Genomic DNA, 21,013 nt, shown 5'->3' on the forward strand with positions numbered 1-21,013 from the left:
ATCATCCGAGGTCTTCAAGATCGGTGTTCGCTTCGCGCTCCGCAGCCGGTTTCGCGATCCATTGCCTGTGCAGCGCCTTCTCGACTTTCCGGCCGATTATCAATAGCGCGATCAACATCAATGTCGCAATGACAGCGACGCTCCACACGCCCAGTCCGCAAACAATGCCCACTGCCGCCGTGACCCAGATCGACGCCGCCGTGGTCAGTCCGCGAATCCGGTGCTGTCCTGGCGTCTGCACGATCACGCCCGCACCGAGAAAGCCGATGCCCGTCACAATGCCCTGAATGGCGCGGGAAACATCCGTGCTCAGCGTCGTGCTTTGAGTGGTAAAGCCCATCGCGGCCATGGTCGTCAGGCACGCGCCAAGAGATACGAGCCCGAGCGTCTTCATGCCGGTGGGCTTGCCGTGCAGATCGCGATCCACGCCGATAACGCAGCCAATCGCGAGTGCCCAGAACATGCGGATGACGACATCGGTGAGAACGGGAAGAGGGAGCATCAGGGCCTTCGTGTAAATGGTTACGCCCCTATTTTGACGCGTTTTACGAAGCGGCCGTAATTTTGATCCGGTACGGTAACGGGCCGTGCCTTTTCAAGGAAACACATATGACTTTACCCACCTTCACGATGGTCGCCGCCGCTCCCACGCCCGTCGCGCCTTTTTCCCACGCGGCCGAAGCCGATGGCTGGGTGTTCCTCACCGGCCAGATGCCCACGGACCCCGACGACGATTCAAAGCCCTTGCCCGAAGGCGTTCAGGCGCAGACGCGCCGGGTGATGGATAACCTGATCCTCGTGCTGGAGGGCGTGGGATTGTCGCTGGATAACGTAGTCAGCGTGCGGATTTTCCTGACCGAATTCAAACGTGATTACGCAGCCATGAACGATGTCTACAAAAGCTACTTCGAACCCAAGCCGTTGCCGGCGCGCACGTGCATCGGCGTGACGGGGCTGGCGCGCGATGCGCTCGTGGAGATTGATTTCGTCGCGAAGCGGTGAGTGTTATCTGCGCGGGCTTGCCGTTGCATCCACGTAGCGAAAGGTGAGATTGATGCGCTCGCCGCGCGCCTCAGGTTCTTTCGGCACACGATGCGCCCACTCCAGTTGCGTGCGTCCGCGCATGATGAGCAAACTGCCGTGGTTCAGTTTCAGCGCATGCACCTGGCGTGTCTTTGTATGGCGGAACTCGAAGGTTCGCGTGGTGCCAAGACTCACCGATGCAATGACCGGTTCCGGCCCGAGTTCGCGTTCTTTATCGGCGTGCCAGCCCATGCTGTCCATGCCGGTCCTGTAGCGGTTGATCAACACGCTGTTGAACGCGGTTTTCGCGGCGGTTTCGGCTTTCGTTTTCAGCAGTAAAACCGCCGGCGACCACGGTTTGGGAACGTTGCGAATGCCCGAATACACATAGACCGCGCCCGGATCGCCCTGCCACGCGGTGAGCCGCGGAAACGGCACTTTCCCGGCGGGCGTATTCATGATGTCCTGCTGCCACACGACTTCATCGATCAACGCCGCCATGGTGTCCGAGGCCGTCGCCGCGTCCAGCCAGTCAGGAAGCCAGCCGATGTCCGGCTTGGGGATATCGTCGAAAAGGTCGAACATGGCGAAGCGTCGGGTTTGGGTTGGTCATCGTAAGTTAGCAGATTGTTTATCCCAGAGTTTGCGCACTGATTTGCCGTATCCGTTCAATGTGCCACTTTCGTCACCGTCACGCGTTTTCTCAGCACCCGCGCCTGCAGCACGATCACCAGCAGCAGGAACACGCCGCGAATCACCGACTGCCAGTACGCCGACAAGCTGATAAAGCCCAGTCCATTCTCGAAGTTCAGCAGGTTGAACACGAGCCCGAGCAATGCAACGCCTGCAATGGTCATGGCTATCGATCCTTGTCCGCCGGTCAGCAATGTCCCGCCCAGCACAACCGCCGATATGGCGAACAACTCCCAGCCGATGCCTTCGTTCGGCTGTCCGGCGCCGAACTGCGCGGCGAGGATTGCGCCAGCCAAACCAGCAAGCAGACCGCTCAGCCCGTAGACCAGGACCAGCGTGCGGTCGACATTCAAGCCCATCAGCCGCGATGCTTCTTCACTGCCGCCAATCGCCAGCGCGTGGCGGCCAAACCGCGTGCTTCTGAGCGCGAGCCAGCCTAGAACCGCAGCCACGGCCGCGACGATTCCCGGTATTGGCAAGCCGAGCAAATCGCCCTGGCCAAAGTTGCCAAAGCTGGAATCGGGCGCGATGGAAACCGCGTCGTTATGGCCGAGCAACAGCGCCATGCCGTGCGCGCCAAGGCTAGTCGCGAGCGTCACGATAAACGGCAGGATTCGCATATGCGTGATCACGAGCCCGTTCAACACGCCGACCGCCAATCCTGCACCCGCGCCCGCCAACACACCCGCCACGCCTCCATGCGGGCTCGCCAGCGCCGCCACCACGCTCGCCAGCGCGGCCACCGCGCCCACCGACAGATCAATGCCGCCCGTGATGATCACAAACGCCATGCCCACGGAGATCAACGCGAACATCGAGTTGTATCGCCAGAAGGAGGTGATGTTGTAGGCCGACGCAAAATGGTCGTATCGGATCACGCCGAATACGAGCAGCGCCACGAGCGCCAACAGGATGGGAAGGTTCTTTTTCATGTCGATGTCTCCCTAGCGCTGGCGCCGCTGCACATAAACGGCGGCAATGATGATGCCCGCCTTCACAACGAGCGCGGCTGCGTCGGGAATGCCGTGGGCGAGCAGGGTGTACCTGAGCAACTGGATGATCAGCGCGCCAATCAGCGTCCCGACTATGTAAGCCTTGCCGCCCGTCAGCGCCGTGCCGCCGACGGCGACGGCGGCGATCGCATCGAGTTCGGAACCGAGGCCGATCACATTCGCATCCGACGATGAATTCACGGAGATCGAAATCAAGCCGGCCAGTCCCGCCAGCGCGGCGCACAACGTGTAGGCGATCATCTTCACGCGCGTGGTCGGAATGCCGCTCAAATACGCGGCCTGTTCGTTGCCGCCAGTCACGAGCAGATACTGCCCGAACAAGGTCTTGCGCACGATCCACGCGAATATCACGACGAGCGCGAGCATCAGGAACACTTGCGCCGGCACGCCCGCGACGCGGCCCAATGCAATCCACTGGAACGCGGGATTGTTGAAGGCTTGCAGGCTGCCATCCGTGAAAACCTGCGCAATGCCGCGCCCCGCAATAAACAGCACCAGCGTGGCGACAATCGGCTGCACGGAAAGCCGTGTCACCAGGAAGCCGTTGAACACGCCGCAAAGCGCCGCGGCGAGAACCGGCAACACAAACGCCAGTGCAATCCCGAACGGCCCGGCGACGTTCATGAAGATCATCGGCGCGAGCGAACCGGCTATTGCCATTGAAGCACCGACGGATAAATCGATACCGCCCGTCGCCACGACCAGCGTCATCCCAATGCCGACGATCACGATCGTCACCACTTGCGTGAGGTTGACGTTGAACGTCTGCAGCGACCAGAAGTGCTGCGTGAAAAGCAGGTTGAAGACGACCATGGCGAGCAACACCGCAATCTCGCGCTGGATCGTGATGCGGTATTTCTTCTTCTGCACGGCTTGCCCGACAGGCGCCACGGCGGCGGCCGGCTGAGTTTTCTGATTCATGGTTGACCTTCTTTGGCATCGACGGCTTCCGCCAGCACCGATTCTTCGCCCGATCCATATGCGATCGCGTCCATGATCGACGCCTCGCTCATGCGCGCGCCGTCGAGTTCGGCAACGGTCTTGCCATCACGGATCACGACCGCGCGATCGGCGACCGCCGTCAGTTCTTCCAGTTCCGATGCCGACAACAACACCGCCAGCCCCGAGTCGCGCAACTCGCGGATGATCTTCGCAACGTCGGCTTTCGCGCCGACGTCAATGCCGCGCGTGGGTTCGTCGAGCAGCAGCAAGGATGGGTTTGTCGCCAGCCACCGCGCGAGCAGAACCTTCTGCTGATTGCCGCCCGACAACTCGCGAATCGGCTGATCCGGCGAACGCAGCTTGATCCCGAGCGATTCAATAAACCTGTCCACAATCGCGCGTTGCTTCGCGACATCGACAACGCCGTGCCGCGTGAGCGTGCGCAGACAAACGAGCGTGAGGTTGTCGCGCACGGACAGTTCCGGCACGATTCCGTCGCCCTTGCGATCCTCCGTCAGATACGCAATACCGCGCGCAATCGCGTCTTGCGGCGACTTGAAGTTGGCCGGCTTTCCATCGATGGAAAGCGCCCCGCGCTCGGCCGCGTCCGCGCCGAACATCAGCCGCATGGTTTCCGTGCGCCCCGAGCCCAGCAAGCCGGCGAGACCCACGGCTTCGCCTGCGTGGACATCGAGCGAGACGTCCGTCACTTTCGCGCCCGCGCCGATATTCTTCGCGCTGATCGCGGTCGCTCCGCGCTTCGCCAGATTCGCTTCCTTCACCGCGCTGTCTTCCTGCACGACGGCTGCAAGCGTGCGCCCGAGCATGGTGGTCACCAGTTGAAGCTTGTCGAGCGCGGCCATCGGGCTTTCGGCGACCGTTTGCCCGTCGCGCATGACGGTCACGCGGTCGCACAACGCATACAACTCGTCCAGCCGATGCGACACGAAGATCACCGCGCGGCCATCGTCGCGCAGACGCCGCACGACGCTGAAAAGCAATTCGACTTCGCGTTCATCGAGTGAAGAGGTGGATTCGTCCATGATGACCATCTTCGCTTCCGACGATACCGCCCGCGCAAGCGCCACCATTTGCTGTATTGCAGTGGAAAACTCGCGTACGGGTTTGCTGACGTCGATCTGCAAGCCGAACGAATCGAGCAGTTCCTGCGCACGCCGGTGAATCGTCTGCCAGTCGATCAAACCAAACCGCCGCGGCTCGCGGCCAAGAAAAATGTTCTCGGCAATCGAGCGGAACGGAACGAGATTGATCTCCTGATAAATCGTGCTGATCCCGGCTTCTCGCGCCTCTTTCGGCGAGCGGAAATCGGCTTCGCGGCCATCGAAACGAATCGTGCCCGCCGTGCGCCGGTATGCGCCGGTCAGGATCTTGATGAGCGTGGATTTTCCCGCGCCGTTCTGCCCGATCAGCGCGTGCACTTCTCCCGCCGAAACCGAAAGCCGCGCGTGCCGCAGCGCGGCCACACCGCCAAAGCTGATGTCGATGTCCTGCATGTCGAGCAGCGGCGGTTGAGTGGGCGTGTTCATCGAATCCGTCTCCTTCGTGATGGTCCGCCGGATACAAAAGAAGCGACGGCCGGCGAAAGACCGGGCGCGCCGCTTCAAAACACCTTTGTTACCCAGTGATGCGTCGCTATACAGCTTTAGTAGCCGTACTGCATGCTTTGCGCCACGTTGCTCTTGTCGTAGAAGCGGTCGGAAACTTTCACCCACGGCGGAATGGTTTCACCCTTCGCGAACTTCTGCGCCACGTCGCACGCAAGCGGCCCGAAGAACGGGCTCGACTGCACGCTCGCGCCGAGTTCGCCGGCCGCGATGGCGTCCATGCCGCCCTTCGTTCCGTCGATGGTCACAATGGTGATGTCCTTGCCCGGCTGCTTGCCCGCCGCCTTGATGGCCGCGATCGCGCCGAGCGCCATTTCGTCGTTGTGCGCGTAGACGGCGGTCACGTCGGGATGCGCCTGAAGCAGCGTTTCCATGACTTGCCGGCCTTTGTCGCGAGCAAAATCGCCGCTCTGCGAAGCAATGATCTGCAGACCCGGATTCTTCGCGATCACGTCGTCGAAACCTTTCTTGCGGTCGTTGGCCGCCGACGCACCGGTCGAACCTTCCAGTTCGATGATCTTGCCCTTGCCGCCCGTGGTCTTCACGAGCCAGTTCGCCGCGCGCTGCCCTTGATCGATAAAGTCGGAACCAATGAACGTGATGTAGTCCTGGCCGGCCTTCGCCACCGACTGGTCGACGTTGCGGTCCACCAGGATCACCGGAATGCCGGCTTTCTTCGCCTGCAGCACGATGGGCGCAAGCGGCTTTTCTTCACGCGGCGGGAACACGATCAGGTCGACGTGCTGCGCGATCATGCTCTGGATATCGGCGACCTGTTTCGATGCCGAACTGTTCGCGTCGGTCATCACCATCTGCCAGCCGCACTTTGCCGCCACGTCCTTGAAGCTCTTGGTTTCGGCGAGACGCCACGGGTTGTTGCTTTCGGTCTGCGCAAAACCCACACGCAGCGGTTTCTTGTTCGCGAGCTTCGGCAAGCCGGATTCATCGGCATGAGCTACGCCGAATGCCGCCGCCATGGAAAGCGCGAGCACAGACGTGGCAAGCACGCGGAACGGGGTCTTGCATGTTTTCAGGTTTTCAAGCGACAGCATGTCTTCCTCCGGTATGGATGGTCTTGCTTTTTTAAATGCTTCGGCGTTGCTGCGTCGTGTCCTCTTGCTCCGTCTCAAAAAGTCGAAGTGCGACGATTATTCCACTGCGTTTTATTATTGGTCAATCGCTAATATTATTAATTGCGGGCTGTTTTGCTTCGGTGAATACCCTTACCGACGCACGCTCCACCAACGGTCCATCGAGCTTAACGACACGCCGCCGGACTGGTGCGCCGGCGGCGCGGTTGTGCTCTTCCTGCAGCAGCGTTTCGACCGCCCATCGGCCGAGTTCGTAGTTGGGCAACACAACCGTGGACAGCGGCGGATGCGTGTGCCGCGCGATTTCCTGATCGTCGTAGCCGAGCACGGAAACGTCTTCCGGGACGCGCAAACCGAGTTGTTTGAGCGCTTCGATGGCGCCCAGCGCCATCAGGTCGTTCGCACAGAAAATGGCCGTGGGCGGATTCGGTTCGCGCATCAGTGAAAGCGTCTGCTCGAAGCCCGAGCCGGAACTCCAGTCGCCTTCGCGCACCAGTTCCGGCGCGAACGGCAAGTCCGCCGTGGAAAGCGCCATCCGGTATCCCTTCAGCCGGTCGCGCGACGCGTCTTGCCACGGTTCGCCGTTCACATAACCGATTCTCCGGTGTCCCGCGTTGAGCAAGTAATCGGTGGCAACGTGGCCACCCGCGACTTCCGCCGGAACCACCGACGAAAGCTCTGTGTCGCTTGTGTAGCAGTTCAGGAGCACGGTCGGGACCTTTGACAGCGCCGCCGGCAAGCTCACTTTTCGCGTGTACACCGTCGCGTAGATCACGCCGAGCACGTTCGGATTCGTGAGCGTGGCGTCGAGAACCTGCTGCTCGATTTCGGCGTTGCCGTGCGTGGAGTAGACCGCCAGCATCCGGCCGTTTGCGAACGCCGTATCGCGCGCGCCGTCGATGTTCACGACCGGATGCGGGCTCGTCGAGATTTCATCGGCGAGATACACGATCAGGTTCTTTTCTTCCGCCGTGATCGTTGCGTCAAGCGGTTCGCGCGTCGTCATCCGGTAGCCGAGATCCTGCGCGGCTTTCAGCACCTTGTTGCGGGTTGCGTCGGAAAACTTCGCGCTGGTCGCGTTGTTCAGCACGAGCGAAACGGTCGATTGCGAGACGCCGGTCAGCTTCGCGATGTCCGTCATCGTCGGGCGGCGTTGCGTGGATTTTTTCATTTTCTGGGCCGCGCAAAAGCGGCGTGATCGATGCAATCAAACATGTCTTCAGATGCCGCAGACGGTAACACTAATATTTCCAGCGAGCAACGCTCGAAAACCATTGATGGGAAAGGCTAAGAGCGTATTCAATGTTATCTAAGTGTTATTACTAATAATATTGACTATCCGGCGCTGGTCATGCGATTCTCGGGACGTGCGCATGGCTGGGGCCACACGAAAGGCATAAACACATGCGCGCCGGCCGCGCCGTATGACGTGGCGCAATTCCAGGAGACAAAGATGGCCCGCTATGACGAGCGCGCCCGCAAGGCGCTTGCAGAAGATTTCGAGCGCGACGGTTTCGTGCTGTTGCGGGATCATTTTCCGCGCGCGACGCTCGGCGCATGGCGCGCGGCGTTCGAGCCGCTGTTCGCGCCGCACGTGATTCAGGCGCGCGAAAAGGGCGGCAGCGGCAATCGCGGGCCGGGCCGGTATTACGTGACGCTGCCGTTCGAAGGCGAATTCGCCGATCCCGCCATTTTTTGCGATGACGACGTGCTTGGCATTGTCGAGTTGATCGCCGGGCTGGACCCGGTCATGTGCCAGCTCGCCACCGATACCCCCGTGCACGGCTCCGATTTTCAGGACTGGCATCGCGACACGCCGCCTCTGTTCGATAACTTCGCGGAAACGCCGTCGTTTCAGTTGGCCGTGAATTTTCCGCTCGTCGATGTAGATGAACAGAACGGCTCGCTGGAAACCACGCGCGGGACACATCGGATATCGCGGGAAGACGCACTGGCCGGCTTGGCCGACGGCACGTATCCGGCGGAGCGCGTGCCCATGAAACTGGGCGACGTGATGATCCGTGACGTTCGCGGTCTGCATCGTGGAACCCCCAATCTCACCGATGCCCCCCGGCCAATGGTCGTTATTGGCTACAGCCGGTCGTGGTATTTCCGGCCGGAGGTTCAGGTTCAGGTGCCGCGCTCCACCTTCGAGGCGTTGCCGCCGCGCGCCAAACGGCTGCTTCGATACAACCCGCAAGTCGACCGGACGCCGCGCAGCTTCGACGAAAGCTACCAGCGGTTTGCATATTGAACGCCGCGGATGACGACGCGTTTCGCATCGCGCTGAACGATCCGGCGCTGATCGCACTCCGCGCGGGGAATCGGCGCGCGTTGATCGCGCCGCATATTGGCGGGGCGATTGCGGCGGTCTACGACCTGACGAACCGGCACGAGCCGCTTCACTGGCTGCGTCCCGCTTCGGCCGAAGCGCTTGCGGCCCGCAATCCGCTCGGCATGGCGAGCTTTCCGCTGCTTCCGTATTGCAACCGCCTGCGCGACGCGCGCTTCGTGTTCAACGGCGAAGCGGTGGATTTGTCCCGCGATGGCAACGCGTTCGATCACGCGCTGCACGGCCACGCATGGCGACGCCCGTGGGGGGTGGTCGAGGCGCGCGCGAATGCAGTGGAATTGAGTCTGAGCCACGAGCCTGGCGATGAACCCGCGCATCACTGGCCGTATCGGTATGAAGCTATGCAGCGCGTTGAACTGACTGACGCCGGCGATTTGCAGGTCACGATATCCGTCCGCAATCTGTCTGGCAAACCCATGCCCTTCGGCATGGGCCATCATCCGTACTATCCGCGCACGCCATCGACGCGCATCCACACCCAGGTCCGCGCGATGTGGCACGCAACGCCGGACCTTCTGCCCACGATCCTGAGCGCGCATGACAGTGTGGCCATGCTGGCGTCGGCGGAAGGAATGTCCGCCGACGCCTTCGATCTCGATAACAACTTCGCCGGCTGGTCAGGATCGGCGACGATCGAATGGCGGGACGAGAACCGCAGCGTGACCCTTACCGCTGACGCACCTTTCAACCACATGGTGCTTTACGCGCCCGCAGCGCATCCCGACTTGCTGTGCGTGGAGCCGGTATCGAACACGGTGAATTTCCTGAATCTCGATGCACCGCAAGATGACGTCGGCGGCGGCGTTTTGCTGCCCGGCGAGCGCATACAGGCGCGCTTCAAATGGCAGCCTCGTGGTCCCGCAAACGAGCGCTGACCGACTTTCCCGGTATCATCTCGAAATTATCCGCGCGCTTGATTCAATCAGCGCGCGAGAACATTCAAGAATCTCAGAATTGAGGGAAAGGCATCATGAACACGACCGAAGGGGCCCCGGGCGGCCCTGGACTTCCCAGGCGGGTATTGCTCGTTGACGATAGCGTCGACGCAGCCGAAGCCATGTCCATGTTGCTAGAAACGCTCGGCCACGATGTACGCGTCAAGCACGACGGCCCGAGCGCGCTCGCGATGGTCGATGAATTCGCGCCCGAGGTGGTGATCCTGGATATCGGCTTGCCGGGCATGAATGGTTTTGACATTGCCCGCGAACTCAGAACGCGCGCTCAGACGAAGTCGGCCTTGCTGATTGCGCTGACGGGTTATGGCGCCGACAGTGACCGCCAGAAAGCGCATGACGCAGGGTTCGACCATCATCTGGTGAAACCCGTGTCGTTTACGGCAATAGAAACCGTAATCGCCGATACCTTCGCGCGCTAAATAGAAAGAGAAAGCGCTGAAACGCCATCATTCCACCCGCAGTTTCGCCATGTACGGCAGATGATCGGACAGCCACGCGGTGTCCTGCGTCGGCGTGATCCATTCCACGGGTTTCATGCCGCGCACGAACATCTTGTCGAGCGCGAGCGCCGGTGAAAACGCCGGATAAGTCCGCCCGGACTCTCCGAGCATGGTTGCGACTTCGCTCATGCCGAGTTCGGCGAACAGCGGCACGGAATCGTTGCGCCAGTCGTTGAAATCGCCGGCCAGAACGAGCGGGCCTTCAGGCGCTTCCTTCTGTATCCACAACGCGATCCAGTTCATTTGCCGCAAGCGCGCGGCGCGCGTCAGCGCCAGATGCGCGCACAGCAGCGTGACCGAACGGCCGGCGAACGTGGCGCGCGCAACCAGCAAACCCCGCCGCTCAAACCGGTGCGCAGAGATATCCCAGCGGCCGCCCAGATCCAGCGGATGCGGCGAAAGAATCGCGTTGCCGTGTCGCCACGACGGCTTGAACACGTTCTGTCCCAGCGCGATTTGCAGATCCAGCGACGTCGCGATTTCGGTTGCCTGACAATGCCAGATGTCGTCACTGGGGGCATCGAGCGGATTACCGAAACTTGCCGCCAGCACGGGTTGCGGCATCCGGCGCGCCATGGCTTCCTGCAGAAAATACGCGTCGGCTTTGGTGGATTGCACCCAGCGCTGCATCGCGTTCCAGGCTTGGAGACCGAGCGGCGACCGGCCCTTGTGCAAGTTCCAGCTCACGGCCACGAAATCGGGAATTTCGCGAGCGGAGGGAATGCCGGAGTTGAAATGTTCTGGGTTTCGCATGCGTTAGATGGGTTGCCCTTACTGCGCAGCCGTTGCGAGCGTCGCGCGGACCTTGTAGATGAGAACCGGGTTTTTATCGACGATCTGCCATGTCGACCATTCGCCCGGTTTCAGTACCAGTCCAGGATGTGCGGCATTGACTTGCCGCGGTTGAGGCGGGAGCTTGCACCCGGCGACCGTGACCGGCGCCGTGCTGTCCTGCAAGGTTTCCTGCGCGTCGATTTGCAGCGTGATGTCGTCGGCGTTGGCGTGCACGGGCGAGAGGGTCAAGGTGCGCTGCAAGTCTATATCGCCCGCGGGTTTGTCCGCGCAGCCTACATTGTTCTTGACCACGTGATGATGGGTGTCGGTACGGGCCTGCCCGACGGCCGTTGTGCCGGTGAAGCTGTCAATCTGCTGACCGTCCTGCAAGACCTGCAATTCCCATTTCACCGATTGCGGCGGCGCGCTTTGCGCATAAGCGCTGAACGGAACTGCAAGCGAAGCGCAAAAAAACAACGCGGCCGTGTGGTGTTTCAACATATGAGCTTTTCTCCTGATCCCTTTCTGTGTCCGGGCGTCTCGCCCGTTCGTCGATCCGGGTAGCTGTTTTCTGACATCCGTACCGCTCGGGGGTTCAGCCTGCAAGCCAGTTGCGGTCACTCGCGAAAATTACAAAATGCAACGACACGCCGCCATGCTGCGGCCGTTCACTGTGCTCGCAGACGCACGTTTCGAACCCGCTCAGCCCAACGATCATACAAGCGGAACGGCTCGCCTGCTTGATGCCATCGAATTTATCCCGATTAGCAGCACACGCGCGCGACTGCTCGCTTGCGTGCGCATTAATGGCCGATAAACTGGATTTGCCGATCATCAAAACGGGGAAAAGCAATGAGCACCGCCGTAGTCAGACAAGAACTCGCCGTGGCGTCGTTCAGCAAGGTCTATGACCTGGACGAAGTCGAAACTGCATTGAACGACTTGAGCGACGGCAGCAGCGAAGCGCTGCGCGCCACCTACGAAAAGATGCTCAAAGCCGGCAATTTGCGCTTTTGCGTGAAGCCGAACCGGATGCCGTCCATCGACGATCTGGTGGCCGACCTGCCGAATTTCGCCGAACCGCTCAACGACATCCGCAAGCAGATCGCGCTCTGTCTCGAAACCGAGGATCGGCTGGAATTGATGCCAATGCTGCTGCTCGGCGATCCGGGCATCGGCAAGACGCATTTCGCGAAGCAGCTTGCACGGCTGCTCGGCACGTCGTGTCATTACCTCGCAATGAGTTCGCTGACCGCTGGCTGGATCCTGTCGGGAGCGTCGTCGCAATGGCGCAACGCCAAGCCGGGCAAGGTGTTCGACGCGCTCGTGAATGGCAGCTACGCGAATCCGGTCATGACGGTGGATGAAATCGACAAAGCCACCGGCGACGCTCAATATGATCCGCTCGGCGCGTTGTACGCGCTGCTGGAACACGACACGGCGAAGAGTTTTATCGATGAATTCGCCGAGGTGCCGATCAATGCGGGCAATGTGGTGTGGATCGCGACCGCGAATCAGGCCCACACGATTCCCGAACCGCTGCTCAACCGCATGAACGTGTACGAGATCGCGCCGCCGGATCGCGATGGCGCCCGCAGGATTGCCCAGTCGATCTATCACGAGATCCGCAGCGCGCACGCGTGGGGCGCGCGCTTTCCGGAAACGCTCGGCGACGCACCGCTCGACGTGCTGACGAAAGCTTCGCCGCGGGAAATGCGGCGCGCAATGCTGAACGCTTTTGGCAATGCGCGCATCGATAACCGGCACGAAGTGCAGTCGAAGGACATCGAATTGGGAAACGGCAACCGCAGGAAAGCGATCGGCTTTTGAGCGGCGGTTTTATCGAAATCTGCGAAAAGTAGTCGAAATATGGCCTGAAACTGACTTTTTCCTGGCAAAAACGCCATATTTTCCGATTTGGCCTTGATTATTTCGGAAAGTAATGCGAGTTTCTGCGAGTTTCGGGTTTGTGATCGTGTTTCATGCAACAAACGCATTGGCAGCAGGCTCACCTAGAATGAAGAGATGGACAGGATCGAATGTGTAGTGATTGGCGCAGGCGTGATCGGGCTTGCTGTTGCGCGGGCAATGGCGGCGCGCGGACGCGAAGTGATCGTGCTCGAAGCGGGCGAAGCGGTCGGCACTGGCACGAGTTCACGCAATAGCGAAGTGATCCACGCCGGGCTGTACTACCCGCGCGGATCGCTGAAAGCCGAGTTGTGCGTGCGCGGCCGCGCGATGCTCTACGAGTATTGCGACGCGCACGGCGTGCCGTACAACCGCTGCGGCAAACTGGTGGTGGCGACCGCGCGCAACCAGTTGCCGCAACTCGCCGCGATCCAGCACAAAGGCATGGAAAACGGCGTTACGGGTCTGATCCGGCTGAGCGGCGCGGAAGCGGCGGCGCTCGAGCCGCGCCTTCAATGCGTGGAGGCGATGTTTTCGCCGCAAACAGGGATTATCGATAGTCATCAGTTGATGCTCGCGCTTCAGGGCGATGCCGAACGCGATGGCGCGACCGTCGCGTTCCATACGCCGGTCACGCAGATCGACGCGCGGGACGGATGTTTTATCGTGGAGACAGGTGGCGAAGCACCTTTGCGCTTCCAGGCCGATTGCGTGATCAACAGCGCCGGGCTGTATGCAAACGAGATTGCGCGGCGCATTCGCGGACTCGATCCGCGCCATGTGCCGCCGCTCTACTTTGCGAAGGGCAATTACTTCAGCCTGAGTGGGCGCACGCCGTTTGACCGCCTGATCTATCCCATGCCCAACGAGGCCGGACTGGGCGTTCATCTCACCATCGATATGGGCGGCCAGGCCAAGTTCGGGCCGGACGTCGAGTGGATCCAGAAGATCGACTATTCCGTCGATGCCCATCGCGCCAGCGGTTTTTATGCAGCGATCCGCGCGTACTGGCCGGAACTTCCCGACGACGCGCTACAGCCGGCTTATGCGGGAATCCGGCCAAAGCTGTCGGGACCGGGGCAGCCAGCGGCGGACTTTTTGATTCAGGGACGCGCCGCGCATGGCGTCGCAGGGCTGGTGAATCTGTTTGGCATCGAATCGCCGGGGCTTACGGCATCGCTCGCGATTGCCGAGAAGGTTGCCAGGATGCTGGGCGGGTAAGCTGCCTGCATGTATCCCTATTGGGTGAGCCCTCGGGAATTTCTTATCTCCGCCATTTGAGTCAGTCCGTAATACGCTGCGTTGATATGCTCTTGGACATCGCCGTCGCCAAGAACGGCATTCCCCCAATACATCAAAGACAGAGCACATCTCCATGAACTCCTCACGACGTACTTTCCTGATCTCGAGCATTGGCATGGCATCGGCGCTGGCGGTGTCGCGCACGGCATTCGCCGAACCGGTAAAGCTCCCGGAATCCGATCCCATGGCGCAAAGCCTCGGCTACAAACAAGACGCCGCCACCGTCGATAAAGCCAAATTCCCGCGCTACGCCGCCGGCCAGGACTGCGGCAACTGCTCGTTCTATCAAGCCAAGGCGACCGAGCCATACGCCGCATGCCCGATGTTCGCGGGCAAGCAAGTGGCATCGAAAGGCTGGTGCAACGCCTATAACAAGAAAGCGTGAACCGGTAGAAAATCAGCAAGCGTAGAGCGCGCCCCGCCATGCCGGCCGGGCGCGTTTTTTATGGGCGCTTGAAAACGTTCTCACCGGTCTTTACACTCGCAAGGCATTTGATCCGTGGCGTGGCGAGCCGCATCGTCGATGCTCGCAATTCCCACCAGCGCAACCAAGCGATACAACACGCCCTCGCGGGCGGAGGTGACATGGCATCGGTGAGAACAGAAAGCATCATCCGCAAGACACCGAACACACGCGCAGTCGTCGCCGCCGTGATCGGCAACGCGCTCGAGTGGTATGACTTTGTGGTCTTCAGCTTCATGACGGTGGTGATCTCCAAGCTGTTTTTCCCGACCGGAAGCGACTATTCCTCCATTCTCCTGACCACCGCGACTTTCGGCGTGGCGTTCGCGATGCGTCCCATCGGCGGAATCGTGCTCGGGCTGTATGCCGACCGCGCCGGGCGCAAAGCCGCGCTGAGTCTGGTGATCGCGTTGATGACACTTGGCATTCTGCTGCTCGCCATTGCGCCACCGTACGCCGCGATCGGGCTGGGCGCACCGTTGATCATTGTGTTCGCGCGGCTGTTGCAAGGCTTTTCGGCCGGCGGCGAGTTTGGCAGCGCAACGGCCTTGCTGATCGAAGCGGCGCCTTTCTCGCGGCGCGGTTTCTATGGCAGTTTCCAGATGGCGAGTCAGGCGGCGTCGCTGCTGCTGGGTGCTATCGCCGGGTCGATCGTCACGCGCAGCATGTCGCCCGAGGCGCTGATGTCGTGGGGTTGGCGCGTGCCGTTTATCTTTGGATTGATTATCGGGCCCGTGGGATTTTATCTGCGCCGGAACATGCTCGAAACGGAAGCGTTCATCCACGCGAGCAAGATGGCGCGGCGCGCGACGCTCGGCGAAGTGTTCCGCGAACATGGCCGCGAAGTGCTGTGCGGACTGGGCGCCGTGATTGCGCTGACGGTGACGGTTTATGTGCTGATAGGTTATTTGCCGACGTTCGCGGTTAAGCAGTTGAAGCTGCCGTATGGGCAGTCGTTTACGGCGTTGATCGTGGGGAATCTGCTGCTGACCGTGCTCTCGCCGGTGGCGGGCGCATGGTCCGACAAGATTGGCCGCAAGGGACTGTCGATGTGGTCGCTGATCGTCACGCTCGTCATCATCTATCCGTTGTTTCTGTGGCTTTCCGCCGAGCCCAGCGTCACGCGCCTGATCATTGTGCAGGCCATCCTTTCGATCACGCTCGCGGGGTATTACGGGCCATTCGGCGCGCTGCTCGCCGAACTGTTTCCGGCGCATATCCGTTCCACGGGGTTATCGATTGCGTACAACATTGCGGTGATGCTGTTCGGCGGCTTTGGGCAGTTCGTGGTGACGTGGCTGATCAAGGTCACGGGGTCGCCGCTTGCACCCACGTTCTATGTGATGGCGGGCATTGTGCTGTCGCTAGTTGCGATTGCCTTCATTCCGTCCGCGCGTCACGCCGATGTCGACGAAGCCCGCGCCCTCTCCTGATTTCCAATTTCAATGGAAAGCTCATGCAAGTCGTAAGAAGCGGAGAATTCACGGCAGAGCGTGCGTGGGGCGCGCTCGATATCGCGGCCATGAACGGCGTGAGGTGCCGCCTGCACTGGACCGATGCGCCATACAAGTGGCACTTGAACGACGGCGAGGAAGTGTTCGCGGTCATGCAGGGACAGGTGCGCATGCGCGTGCGGCGCGATGGCGTGGAAGAGGCGTTCCTGCTGAACGCCGGCGATATTTTCCACGCGCAATCCGGCGATGAACACATTGCCGAGCCCGTTGGCATCGCGCGGATTCTGGTGATCGAAAAGGAAGGAAGCGTTTGATCGCGTGAAAAAGCCGTTCCTGGATACATTGGAACGGCTTCTGGATCAATCCTCAGATCAAACGAACTTTTTCAACTTGCGGATTTGCGTTCAAGTCCGGCCTTAACCAGCAGATCCGCGAGCGCCTCGCTCATGCCGCCTTCGTGCTGCGTTGCACGTTCCTGCAATTGCTTGACGAGATGGCTGTCGAGCTTGCAGGCAAACGGCACGAGCCCTTTTTCCTGATCCAGGCGGCGTTGTTCGCGCTTGTCGAGTTTCGGCTCGGCCGGATTCGCGCCGAAGCGGCCCGCATTGCCTTGCTTCAATTCGTTGGCGAGCTTGAGCGCCTTGTTTTTTTCGAGGTCGAATTTTTTCACGCGTTTTTCCTGAAGCAATGGAGACACAAAGGCCGAGGCGCATATTGTACGCAGGTCGCGCGCTCGCCCCGCTAGCCCTTAGCCCGATGCCGGAACCGGCGGCGTCCCGGCCTGATCGTCTAGCAGGTCTTCTATTCGCGCCCGCATGCGCTTCCAGTGCGAACCTTCCCAGAAAACACGACGGCAGACATCGCAAGTGACAAAGCGCGTGTGGCGTTCGAGCACGCCGTCAGGCACGCGGTCGCTGACTTCCTCGGCGTTCGCGCGGCGCAATGGCGCGTTGCACATCAGGCACAGCCGGAAAGGGCGCACATGCTGCGCAAGGCCGAGGCGCGCGGCGACTTCGCGCCATTGCGCGTCGGGTTGCAGCGCGCGTACATAACAGCCGTGGACCAGCGTGCGGCGCTTAAGCAATTCGCGATCGCGCGTCAGCACCACGCGATGCTCGGCGAGCGCGAGCTGTTCGATTTCATCGTCGGGGAAATGGTTGTCGTAGCGCGTGTCGAAACCGGCCAGCCGCAGCCGCTGCGCGAGCGCGCCAAGGTGCGCATCGGCGATAAAACGCAGCGTCTCGAGGCGCAGCGGGGCGCGCAGCAAATGCGCGGTATCGGGCGAACGCGACACGGCGCCAGCCGGATAGACGTCGATGAAATCGCCTTCCTGAATCGCCTCGTCGAAGCGCACCGGCGCGCCATTCCGTAGAATCAGTCCGACCTCCGTGTGCGGCACGCCGAGTGCTTCGATCATGTGCTTCGTGGTCGAGGCCGCCGGACACCCGCACGCAAACGCCCGGTCGCGCTGCGATCGCGCCAGGAACTCATTCAACTCCCGATGAAAACGGAACGTGGCAGTCGTCATGGCTTCGAGTATCGCATCGGTTCGACGCGTTTGCTTCGCAAGCGCGCTTCACACACAACCTATGGGAGCAGGACATGGATATCGGCTTTATTGGACTTGGCGGCATGGGCAGCGCAATGGCGCTGAATGCATTGAAGGCCGGTCACTCGGTGCGCGTCTGGAACCGTTCGCCCGGCGCAGCCAAGGCGCTCGCCGATGAAGGCGCGACCGTGGTCGACTCGCCGGATGAAGCGTTTGCTGGCGACGCCGTGTTCTCCATGCTCGCCGACGACGCCGCGTTGCGCGCGGTGTTTATCGACAGTGGCTTGCTCAAGCGCGCGCCCAAAGGCCTCGTGCACGCGAACATGGCGACAATCTCGGTGCCGCTGTGCGAGGAACTCGCGGGCCTGCACGCGCACCACGGCGTGGCTTATGTCGCGGCGCCGGTTCTCGGACGCACGGACGTGGCGGTGGCCGGCAAGCTGAACATTGTCGCGGCCGGCGCTGACGACGCCATCGATCGCCTGCAGCCGGTGTTCGATGTCATCGGACAAAAGACCTGGCGCGTCGGCGCCACGCCGCAGCACGCGAACGTGTTCAAGCTCGCGGCGAACTTCATGCTGGCGTCGGCGATCGAAACGACATCGGAAGCCGCTTCGCTGATGACGGGTTATGGCATCGATCCGCACGCGTTCCTCGACGTGATCAGCAACACGCTGTTCCCCGGACCGGTCTATCAAGGCTACGGCCGCATGATCGCCGATAACCGCTATGAACCCGCGCTGTTCAAGGCGCGGCTTGGCTTGAAGGATGTCAGTCTGGCGCTCGCGGCCGGCGACGCCGTCAATGTGGCGCTGCCGGTTGGAAGCCTCGTTCGCGACAACCTGATCGAAGTGCTTGCCCACGGCGACGGCGACAAGGACTTTGCAGCGCTCGGAAAAGTCGCGGCGCGCCGGGCAGGAAGGAAGGTTTGATTTTTGCTCACTTGTAAAAGCAAGACGGCGCTGTATCGACAATAAATAACGACAACAGGCGGCTACGTTCCGTATACTTGGCGCGCCGTTTGGATCGTGTTTCAACTTGTTTGAAGCGCGTTGCATTCGGCGGCGCACAGACACGCGGACACGCCGCAAGCAGGCTTTGACAGGGCATGAGCGGCGGGAAACCGGTGTGCGAACTGGCTCGAATGCCCGTTCTCGCCCGGCTTATAAAAAGATGATGCGGAGACAGGACAGTGACCATATGAAAAGCACTCTTCGGGGTCTCATGTTCATGGTGGCATCGGCGGGCATTGGCGTGCTTTGCCTGAACGCGCCAACACTGGCGCTCGCCGACGATACCCCCGCGCCCTGTAGCGCACTCAAGCGCATTGTCGCGGCCGCGCCGGGCGGTTTTTCTTCAATCCAGCCCGATGACGCGAAGGCCGTCGCCCAACCATATGGACAGGACGCGCAATGCGCGGCGAAAGCCGGCACGCTGACTTGCACGTGGACCCGTACGGCGGATTCAGGCTCGACGGCCGATGCGCTGCAAGCCGTCGCCGCGGATATCGCCTCGTGTCTGCCGGACGCCACGCACGACCAGAATTCGGCGGCGCGCCAGCATTTCTATATTGGCGCGCGCGGTGAGCGCACGCAGGTGACGGCGACGACCGCTGGCGCCGGCAAGTTGATGCTCGCGGTATCGAGCAAGTGAGGGGACTGTCATGAGCAAGCGTGTTCTCATAGCCGATGACGACGATGACGCCCTGAGCTGTCTCGCCAATCTGTTGACGGCTCTCGGTCATCAGGTCGCGCAGGCGTGTTCCGGCATGCAGGCGCTCGACGTGGCGCGCCAATTCGGACCGGAAGTGGTGATTCTGGATCTCGGCATGACGCCAATGGATGGCCTCGCAGCCGCCCGCGCACTGCGAGCGTTGCCCGGCGGCCATTCCATGATGCTGGTCGCGCTCACCGGCTGGGGCCAGCCGCAACACCATGAAATGACGCAGGAAGCGGGTTTCGATATCCACCTGGTCAAGCCGGTTTCCATCGATCAGTTGGGTTTTATCCTGTCCATGACGCAACCTTGAGCGTTGTGTTGTATCGATGAGACATCAGGTTGCAAGAGAAGGAAGGAGATGTTGCATTGCACCAATGGTTTTGGTAAAGTGAATCTGTCTCCTCCATGTCTCCACTGATATGGATTCAGCCCGCCAATCATGCGCGGGCTTTTTTTTGCCCAGGTTTTTTAACGCGCCGTGCCGCAATGCCATCGTGCTGACGCGCAAGCGCATTAAAATGACGTTTTTACCGCGCAATGGCGAGTACGAGTTTCAACGCCAGCCGCGCGACCGAACCAGCGAGATCGAGATGACCACGAAAGTATTTGTCGACGGACAGGAAGGCACCACCGGCCTGAAGATTTTCGAATATCTGTCGGCGCGTCGTGACGTCGAGATCCTGCGTATCGACGATGCGCGCCGCAAGGACGTGGAAGAACGCCGCCGGCTGATCAACGCGTCGGACGTGACGTTCCTGTGCTTGCCGGATGTGGCGTCGCGCGAGTCGGTGTCGCTGGTCGATCCGGATAACCGTCGCACGGTCATGATCGACGCCAGCACGGCGTTTCGCACGCACGACGACTGGGCGTATGGCCTGCCTGAACTGATGCCTGAGCAGCGCGAACGCCTTCGCACGGCCAGGCGCATTGCCGTGCCGGGATGTCACGCGTCGGCCTTCCTGCTGGCCATGAAACCGCTGGTCGCAAGCGGTACGGTTTCTGCCGATTTCGCCGCGCACGCTTATTCCATCACAGGCTACAGCGGCGGCGGCAAGAAGATGATCGCGGAATTCGAGGCAGGCGGAAATCCGAAGCTCATGAGCCCGCGGCCTTACGCGCTAGGCCTCGCGCATAAGCATCTGCCGGAAATGGCCGTGCGGTCAGGCTTGAAGCGTGCGCCGGTTTTCACACCTATCGTGGGTAACTTCCTGAAGGGTCTGGCCGTCACGACCTACTTCTCGCCGGAGCAACTGAACCGCGCCGCGAAGCCGCAAGACGTGCAGTCGCTTTTCGCCGAGTACTACGCAAACGAACCCTTCGTGCGCGTGCTGCCGTTCAACGCGGACAGCAATCTCGACGACGGTTTCTTCGACGTCCAGGCCAATAACGACACCAATCGTGTCGACCTGTTTGTCTTTGGCAATGAAGAGCGTTTCGTCACGGTCGCCCGTCTGGACAACCTGGGCAAGGGCGCGTCGGGCGCGGCGATCCAATGCATGAATCTCGCGATCGGCGCTGACGAAGGCGCGGGCCTTATCGCTTGATCGAATAACGCTGAACGCTCCGCGCGTTCATCGATAAAAAGCCGGTTTCCGCTGCGAGGCGAAACCGGCTTTTTTGCGTCCACGCGTTTCAATTTCAAATCCGT

24 protein-coding genes are annotated in these 21,013 nt (G+C 61.0%); 13 read left to right on the forward strand and 11 right to left on the reverse strand.

Annotation, left to right across the window (positions count from 1 at the left end; genetic code table 11):
• Window position 1 precedes the first annotated feature (1 nt).
• On the reverse strand, window positions 2-502 hold the full coding sequence (locus tag AWB64_RS22985; RefSeq protein WP_060857743.1) for an MgtC/SapB family protein: 501 nt from the start codon (window positions 500-502) through the stop codon (window positions 2-4).
• Between the two features lie 107 nt (window positions 503-609).
• Here AWB64_RS22985 and AWB64_RS22990 point away from each other — a divergent pair, with 107 nt between their 5' ends.
• A complete protein-coding gene (locus AWB64_RS22990) occupies window positions 610-1,002 on the forward strand; it encodes a RidA family protein (protein ID WP_060857744.1) in 393 nt (130 codons plus the stop codon).
• A gap of 3 nt (window positions 1,003-1,005) precedes the next feature.
• On the opposite strand, the gene AWB64_RS22995 is transcribed toward AWB64_RS22990, so the two are convergent.
• From AWB64_RS22995 to AWB64_RS23020, 6 genes are all read right to left on the reverse strand, one after another.
• The gene (locus tag AWB64_RS22995) at window positions 1,006-1,608 is read right to left on the reverse strand and encodes an alpha-ketoglutarate-dependent dioxygenase AlkB family protein (protein WP_060857745.1); all 603 of its coding nucleotides are present in this window, start codon (window positions 1,606-1,608) and stop codon (window positions 1,006-1,008) included.
• An 83-nt stretch (window positions 1,609-1,691) separates the two neighbouring features.
• Window positions 1,692-2,648: an ABC transporter permease gene (locus AWB64_RS23000; RefSeq protein ID WP_060857746.1), complete on the reverse strand. Its 957-nt coding sequence runs from the start codon at window positions 2,646-2,648 to the stop codon at window positions 1,692-1,694.
• 12 nt (window positions 2,649-2,660) lie between these two features.
• A complete protein-coding gene (locus AWB64_RS23005) occupies window positions 2,661-3,650 on the reverse strand; it encodes an ABC transporter permease (RefSeq protein ID WP_060857747.1) in 990 nt (329 codons plus the stop codon).
• Window positions 3,647-5,218: a sugar ABC transporter ATP-binding protein gene (locus AWB64_RS23010; protein ID WP_060857748.1), complete on the reverse strand. Its 1,572-nt coding sequence runs from the start codon at window positions 5,216-5,218 to the stop codon at window positions 3,647-3,649. Before AWB64_RS23010 ends, AWB64_RS23005 begins: the two co-directional genes overlap by 4 nt.
• 116 nt (window positions 5,219-5,334) lie before the next feature.
• On the reverse strand, window positions 5,335-6,348 hold the full coding sequence (locus AWB64_RS23015; protein ID WP_060857749.1) for an ABC transporter substrate-binding protein: 1,014 nt from the start codon (window positions 6,346-6,348) through the stop codon (window positions 5,335-5,337).
• Window positions 6,349-6,469: 121 nt separating this feature from the next.
• Window positions 6,470-7,528: a LacI family DNA-binding transcriptional regulator gene (locus AWB64_RS23020; RefSeq protein ID WP_060857794.1), complete on the reverse strand. Its 1,059-nt coding sequence runs from the start codon at window positions 7,526-7,528 to the stop codon at window positions 6,470-6,472.
• A gap of 312 nt (window positions 7,529-7,840) precedes the next feature.
• Here AWB64_RS23020 and AWB64_RS23025 point away from each other — a divergent pair, with 312 nt between their 5' ends.
• From AWB64_RS23025 to AWB64_RS23035, 3 genes are all read left to right on the forward strand, one after another.
• The gene (locus AWB64_RS23025; protein ID WP_060857795.1) at window positions 7,841-8,641 is read left to right on the forward strand and encodes a phytanoyl-CoA dioxygenase family protein; all 801 of its coding nucleotides are present in this window, start codon (window positions 7,841-7,843) and stop codon (window positions 8,639-8,641) included.
• The gene (locus AWB64_RS23030; RefSeq protein WP_244164168.1) at window positions 8,638-9,615 is read left to right on the forward strand and encodes an aldose 1-epimerase; all 978 of its coding nucleotides are present in this window, start codon (window positions 8,638-8,640) and stop codon (window positions 9,613-9,615) included. The genes AWB64_RS23025 and AWB64_RS23030 overlap by 4 nt, the downstream gene beginning before the upstream one ends.
• Window positions 9,616-9,710: 95 nt before the next feature.
• Entirely contained in the window at window positions 9,711-10,115 is a 405-nt protein-coding gene (locus tag AWB64_RS23035) for a response regulator (RefSeq protein WP_060857750.1), read from the forward strand.
• A gap of 27 nt (window positions 10,116-10,142) precedes the next feature.
• Here AWB64_RS23035 and AWB64_RS23040 read toward each other — a convergent pair whose 3' ends face one another.
• Window positions 10,143-10,949, reverse strand: a complete 807-nt coding sequence (locus tag AWB64_RS23040) for an endonuclease/exonuclease/phosphatase family protein (RefSeq protein WP_060857751.1) — start codon at window positions 10,947-10,949, stop codon at window positions 10,143-10,145.
• Window positions 10,950-10,967: 18 nt separating this feature from the next.
• Window positions 10,968-11,471 (reverse strand): hypothetical protein, encoded by a 504-nt coding sequence (locus tag AWB64_RS23045; protein WP_060857752.1) that lies wholly within the window; start codon window positions 11,469-11,471, stop codon window positions 10,968-10,970.
• Window positions 11,472-11,822: 351 nt separating this feature from the next.
• Here AWB64_RS23045 and AWB64_RS23055 point away from each other — a divergent pair, with 351 nt between their 5' ends.
• The 5 genes from AWB64_RS23055 to AWB64_RS23075 all read left to right on the forward strand — a co-directional run bounded on the left by AWB64_RS23055 (window position 11,823) and on the right by AWB64_RS23075 (window position 16,411).
• Complete coding sequence (locus AWB64_RS23055; RefSeq protein ID WP_060857754.1) at window positions 11,823-12,800, forward strand: AAA family ATPase; 978 nt, start codon at window positions 11,823-11,825, stop codon at window positions 12,798-12,800.
• 195 nt (window positions 12,801-12,995) lie between these two features.
• Window positions 12,996-14,099, forward strand: a complete 1,104-nt coding sequence (locus tag AWB64_RS23060) for an NAD(P)/FAD-dependent oxidoreductase (RefSeq protein ID WP_060857755.1) — start codon at window positions 12,996-12,998, stop codon at window positions 14,097-14,099.
• Between the two features lie 154 nt (window positions 14,100-14,253).
• Complete coding sequence (locus tag AWB64_RS23065; protein ID WP_060857756.1) at window positions 14,254-14,565, forward strand: high-potential iron-sulfur protein; 312 nt, start codon at window positions 14,254-14,256, stop codon at window positions 14,563-14,565.
• A gap of 200 nt (window positions 14,566-14,765) precedes the next feature.
• Window positions 14,766-16,076 (forward strand): MFS transporter, encoded by a 1,311-nt coding sequence (locus AWB64_RS23070; RefSeq protein ID WP_060857797.1) that lies wholly within the window; start codon window positions 14,766-14,768, stop codon window positions 16,074-16,076.
• Window positions 16,077-16,099: 23 nt separating this feature from the next.
• Window positions 16,100-16,411 (forward strand): cupin domain-containing protein, encoded by a 312-nt coding sequence (locus AWB64_RS23075; protein WP_060857757.1) that lies wholly within the window; start codon window positions 16,100-16,102, stop codon window positions 16,409-16,411.
• 71 nt (window positions 16,412-16,482) lie between these two features.
• On the opposite strand, the gene AWB64_RS23080 is transcribed toward AWB64_RS23075, so the two are convergent.
• Together AWB64_RS23080 and AWB64_RS23085 are read right to left on the reverse strand one after the other, a co-directional pair.
• Window positions 16,483-16,767 (reverse strand): hypothetical protein, encoded by a 285-nt coding sequence (locus AWB64_RS23080; RefSeq protein ID WP_060857758.1) that lies wholly within the window; start codon window positions 16,765-16,767, stop codon window positions 16,483-16,485.
• 78 nt (window positions 16,768-16,845) lie between these two features.
• The gene (locus AWB64_RS23085) at window positions 16,846-17,625 is read right to left on the reverse strand and encodes a Mut7-C RNAse domain-containing protein (protein ID WP_060857759.1); all 780 of its coding nucleotides are present in this window, start codon (window positions 17,623-17,625) and stop codon (window positions 16,846-16,848) included.
• A gap of 74 nt (window positions 17,626-17,699) precedes the next feature.
• On the opposite strand from AWB64_RS23085, the gene AWB64_RS23090 reads away from it, so the two are divergent.
• From AWB64_RS23090 to argC, 4 genes are all read left to right on the forward strand, one after another.
• Window positions 17,700-18,578, forward strand: coding sequence for an NAD(P)-dependent oxidoreductase (locus AWB64_RS23090; protein WP_060857760.1), 879 nt, complete (start codon window positions 17,700-17,702; stop codon window positions 18,576-18,578).
• 268 nt (window positions 18,579-18,846) lie between these two features.
• Window positions 18,847-19,299 (forward strand): hypothetical protein, encoded by a 453-nt coding sequence (locus AWB64_RS23095; protein ID WP_060857761.1) that lies wholly within the window; start codon window positions 18,847-18,849, stop codon window positions 19,297-19,299.
• Window positions 19,300-19,309: 10 nt separating this feature from the next.
• Window positions 19,310-19,675 (forward strand): response regulator, encoded by a 366-nt coding sequence (locus tag AWB64_RS23100; protein ID WP_060857762.1) that lies wholly within the window; start codon window positions 19,310-19,312, stop codon window positions 19,673-19,675.
• Window positions 19,676-19,955: 280 nt separating this feature from the next.
• On the forward strand, window positions 19,956-20,909 hold the full coding sequence (argC, locus tag AWB64_RS23105) for an N-acetyl-gamma-glutamyl-phosphate reductase (RefSeq protein ID WP_060857798.1): 954 nt from the start codon (window positions 19,956-19,958) through the stop codon (window positions 20,907-20,909).
• The last annotated feature ends 104 nt before the right edge of the window (window positions 20,910-21,013 follow it).

Source organism: Caballeronia sordidicola, from assembly GCF_001544455.2.
Taxonomy (GTDB): Bacteria; Pseudomonadota; Gammaproteobacteria; order Burkholderiales; family Burkholderiaceae; genus Caballeronia; species Caballeronia sordidicola.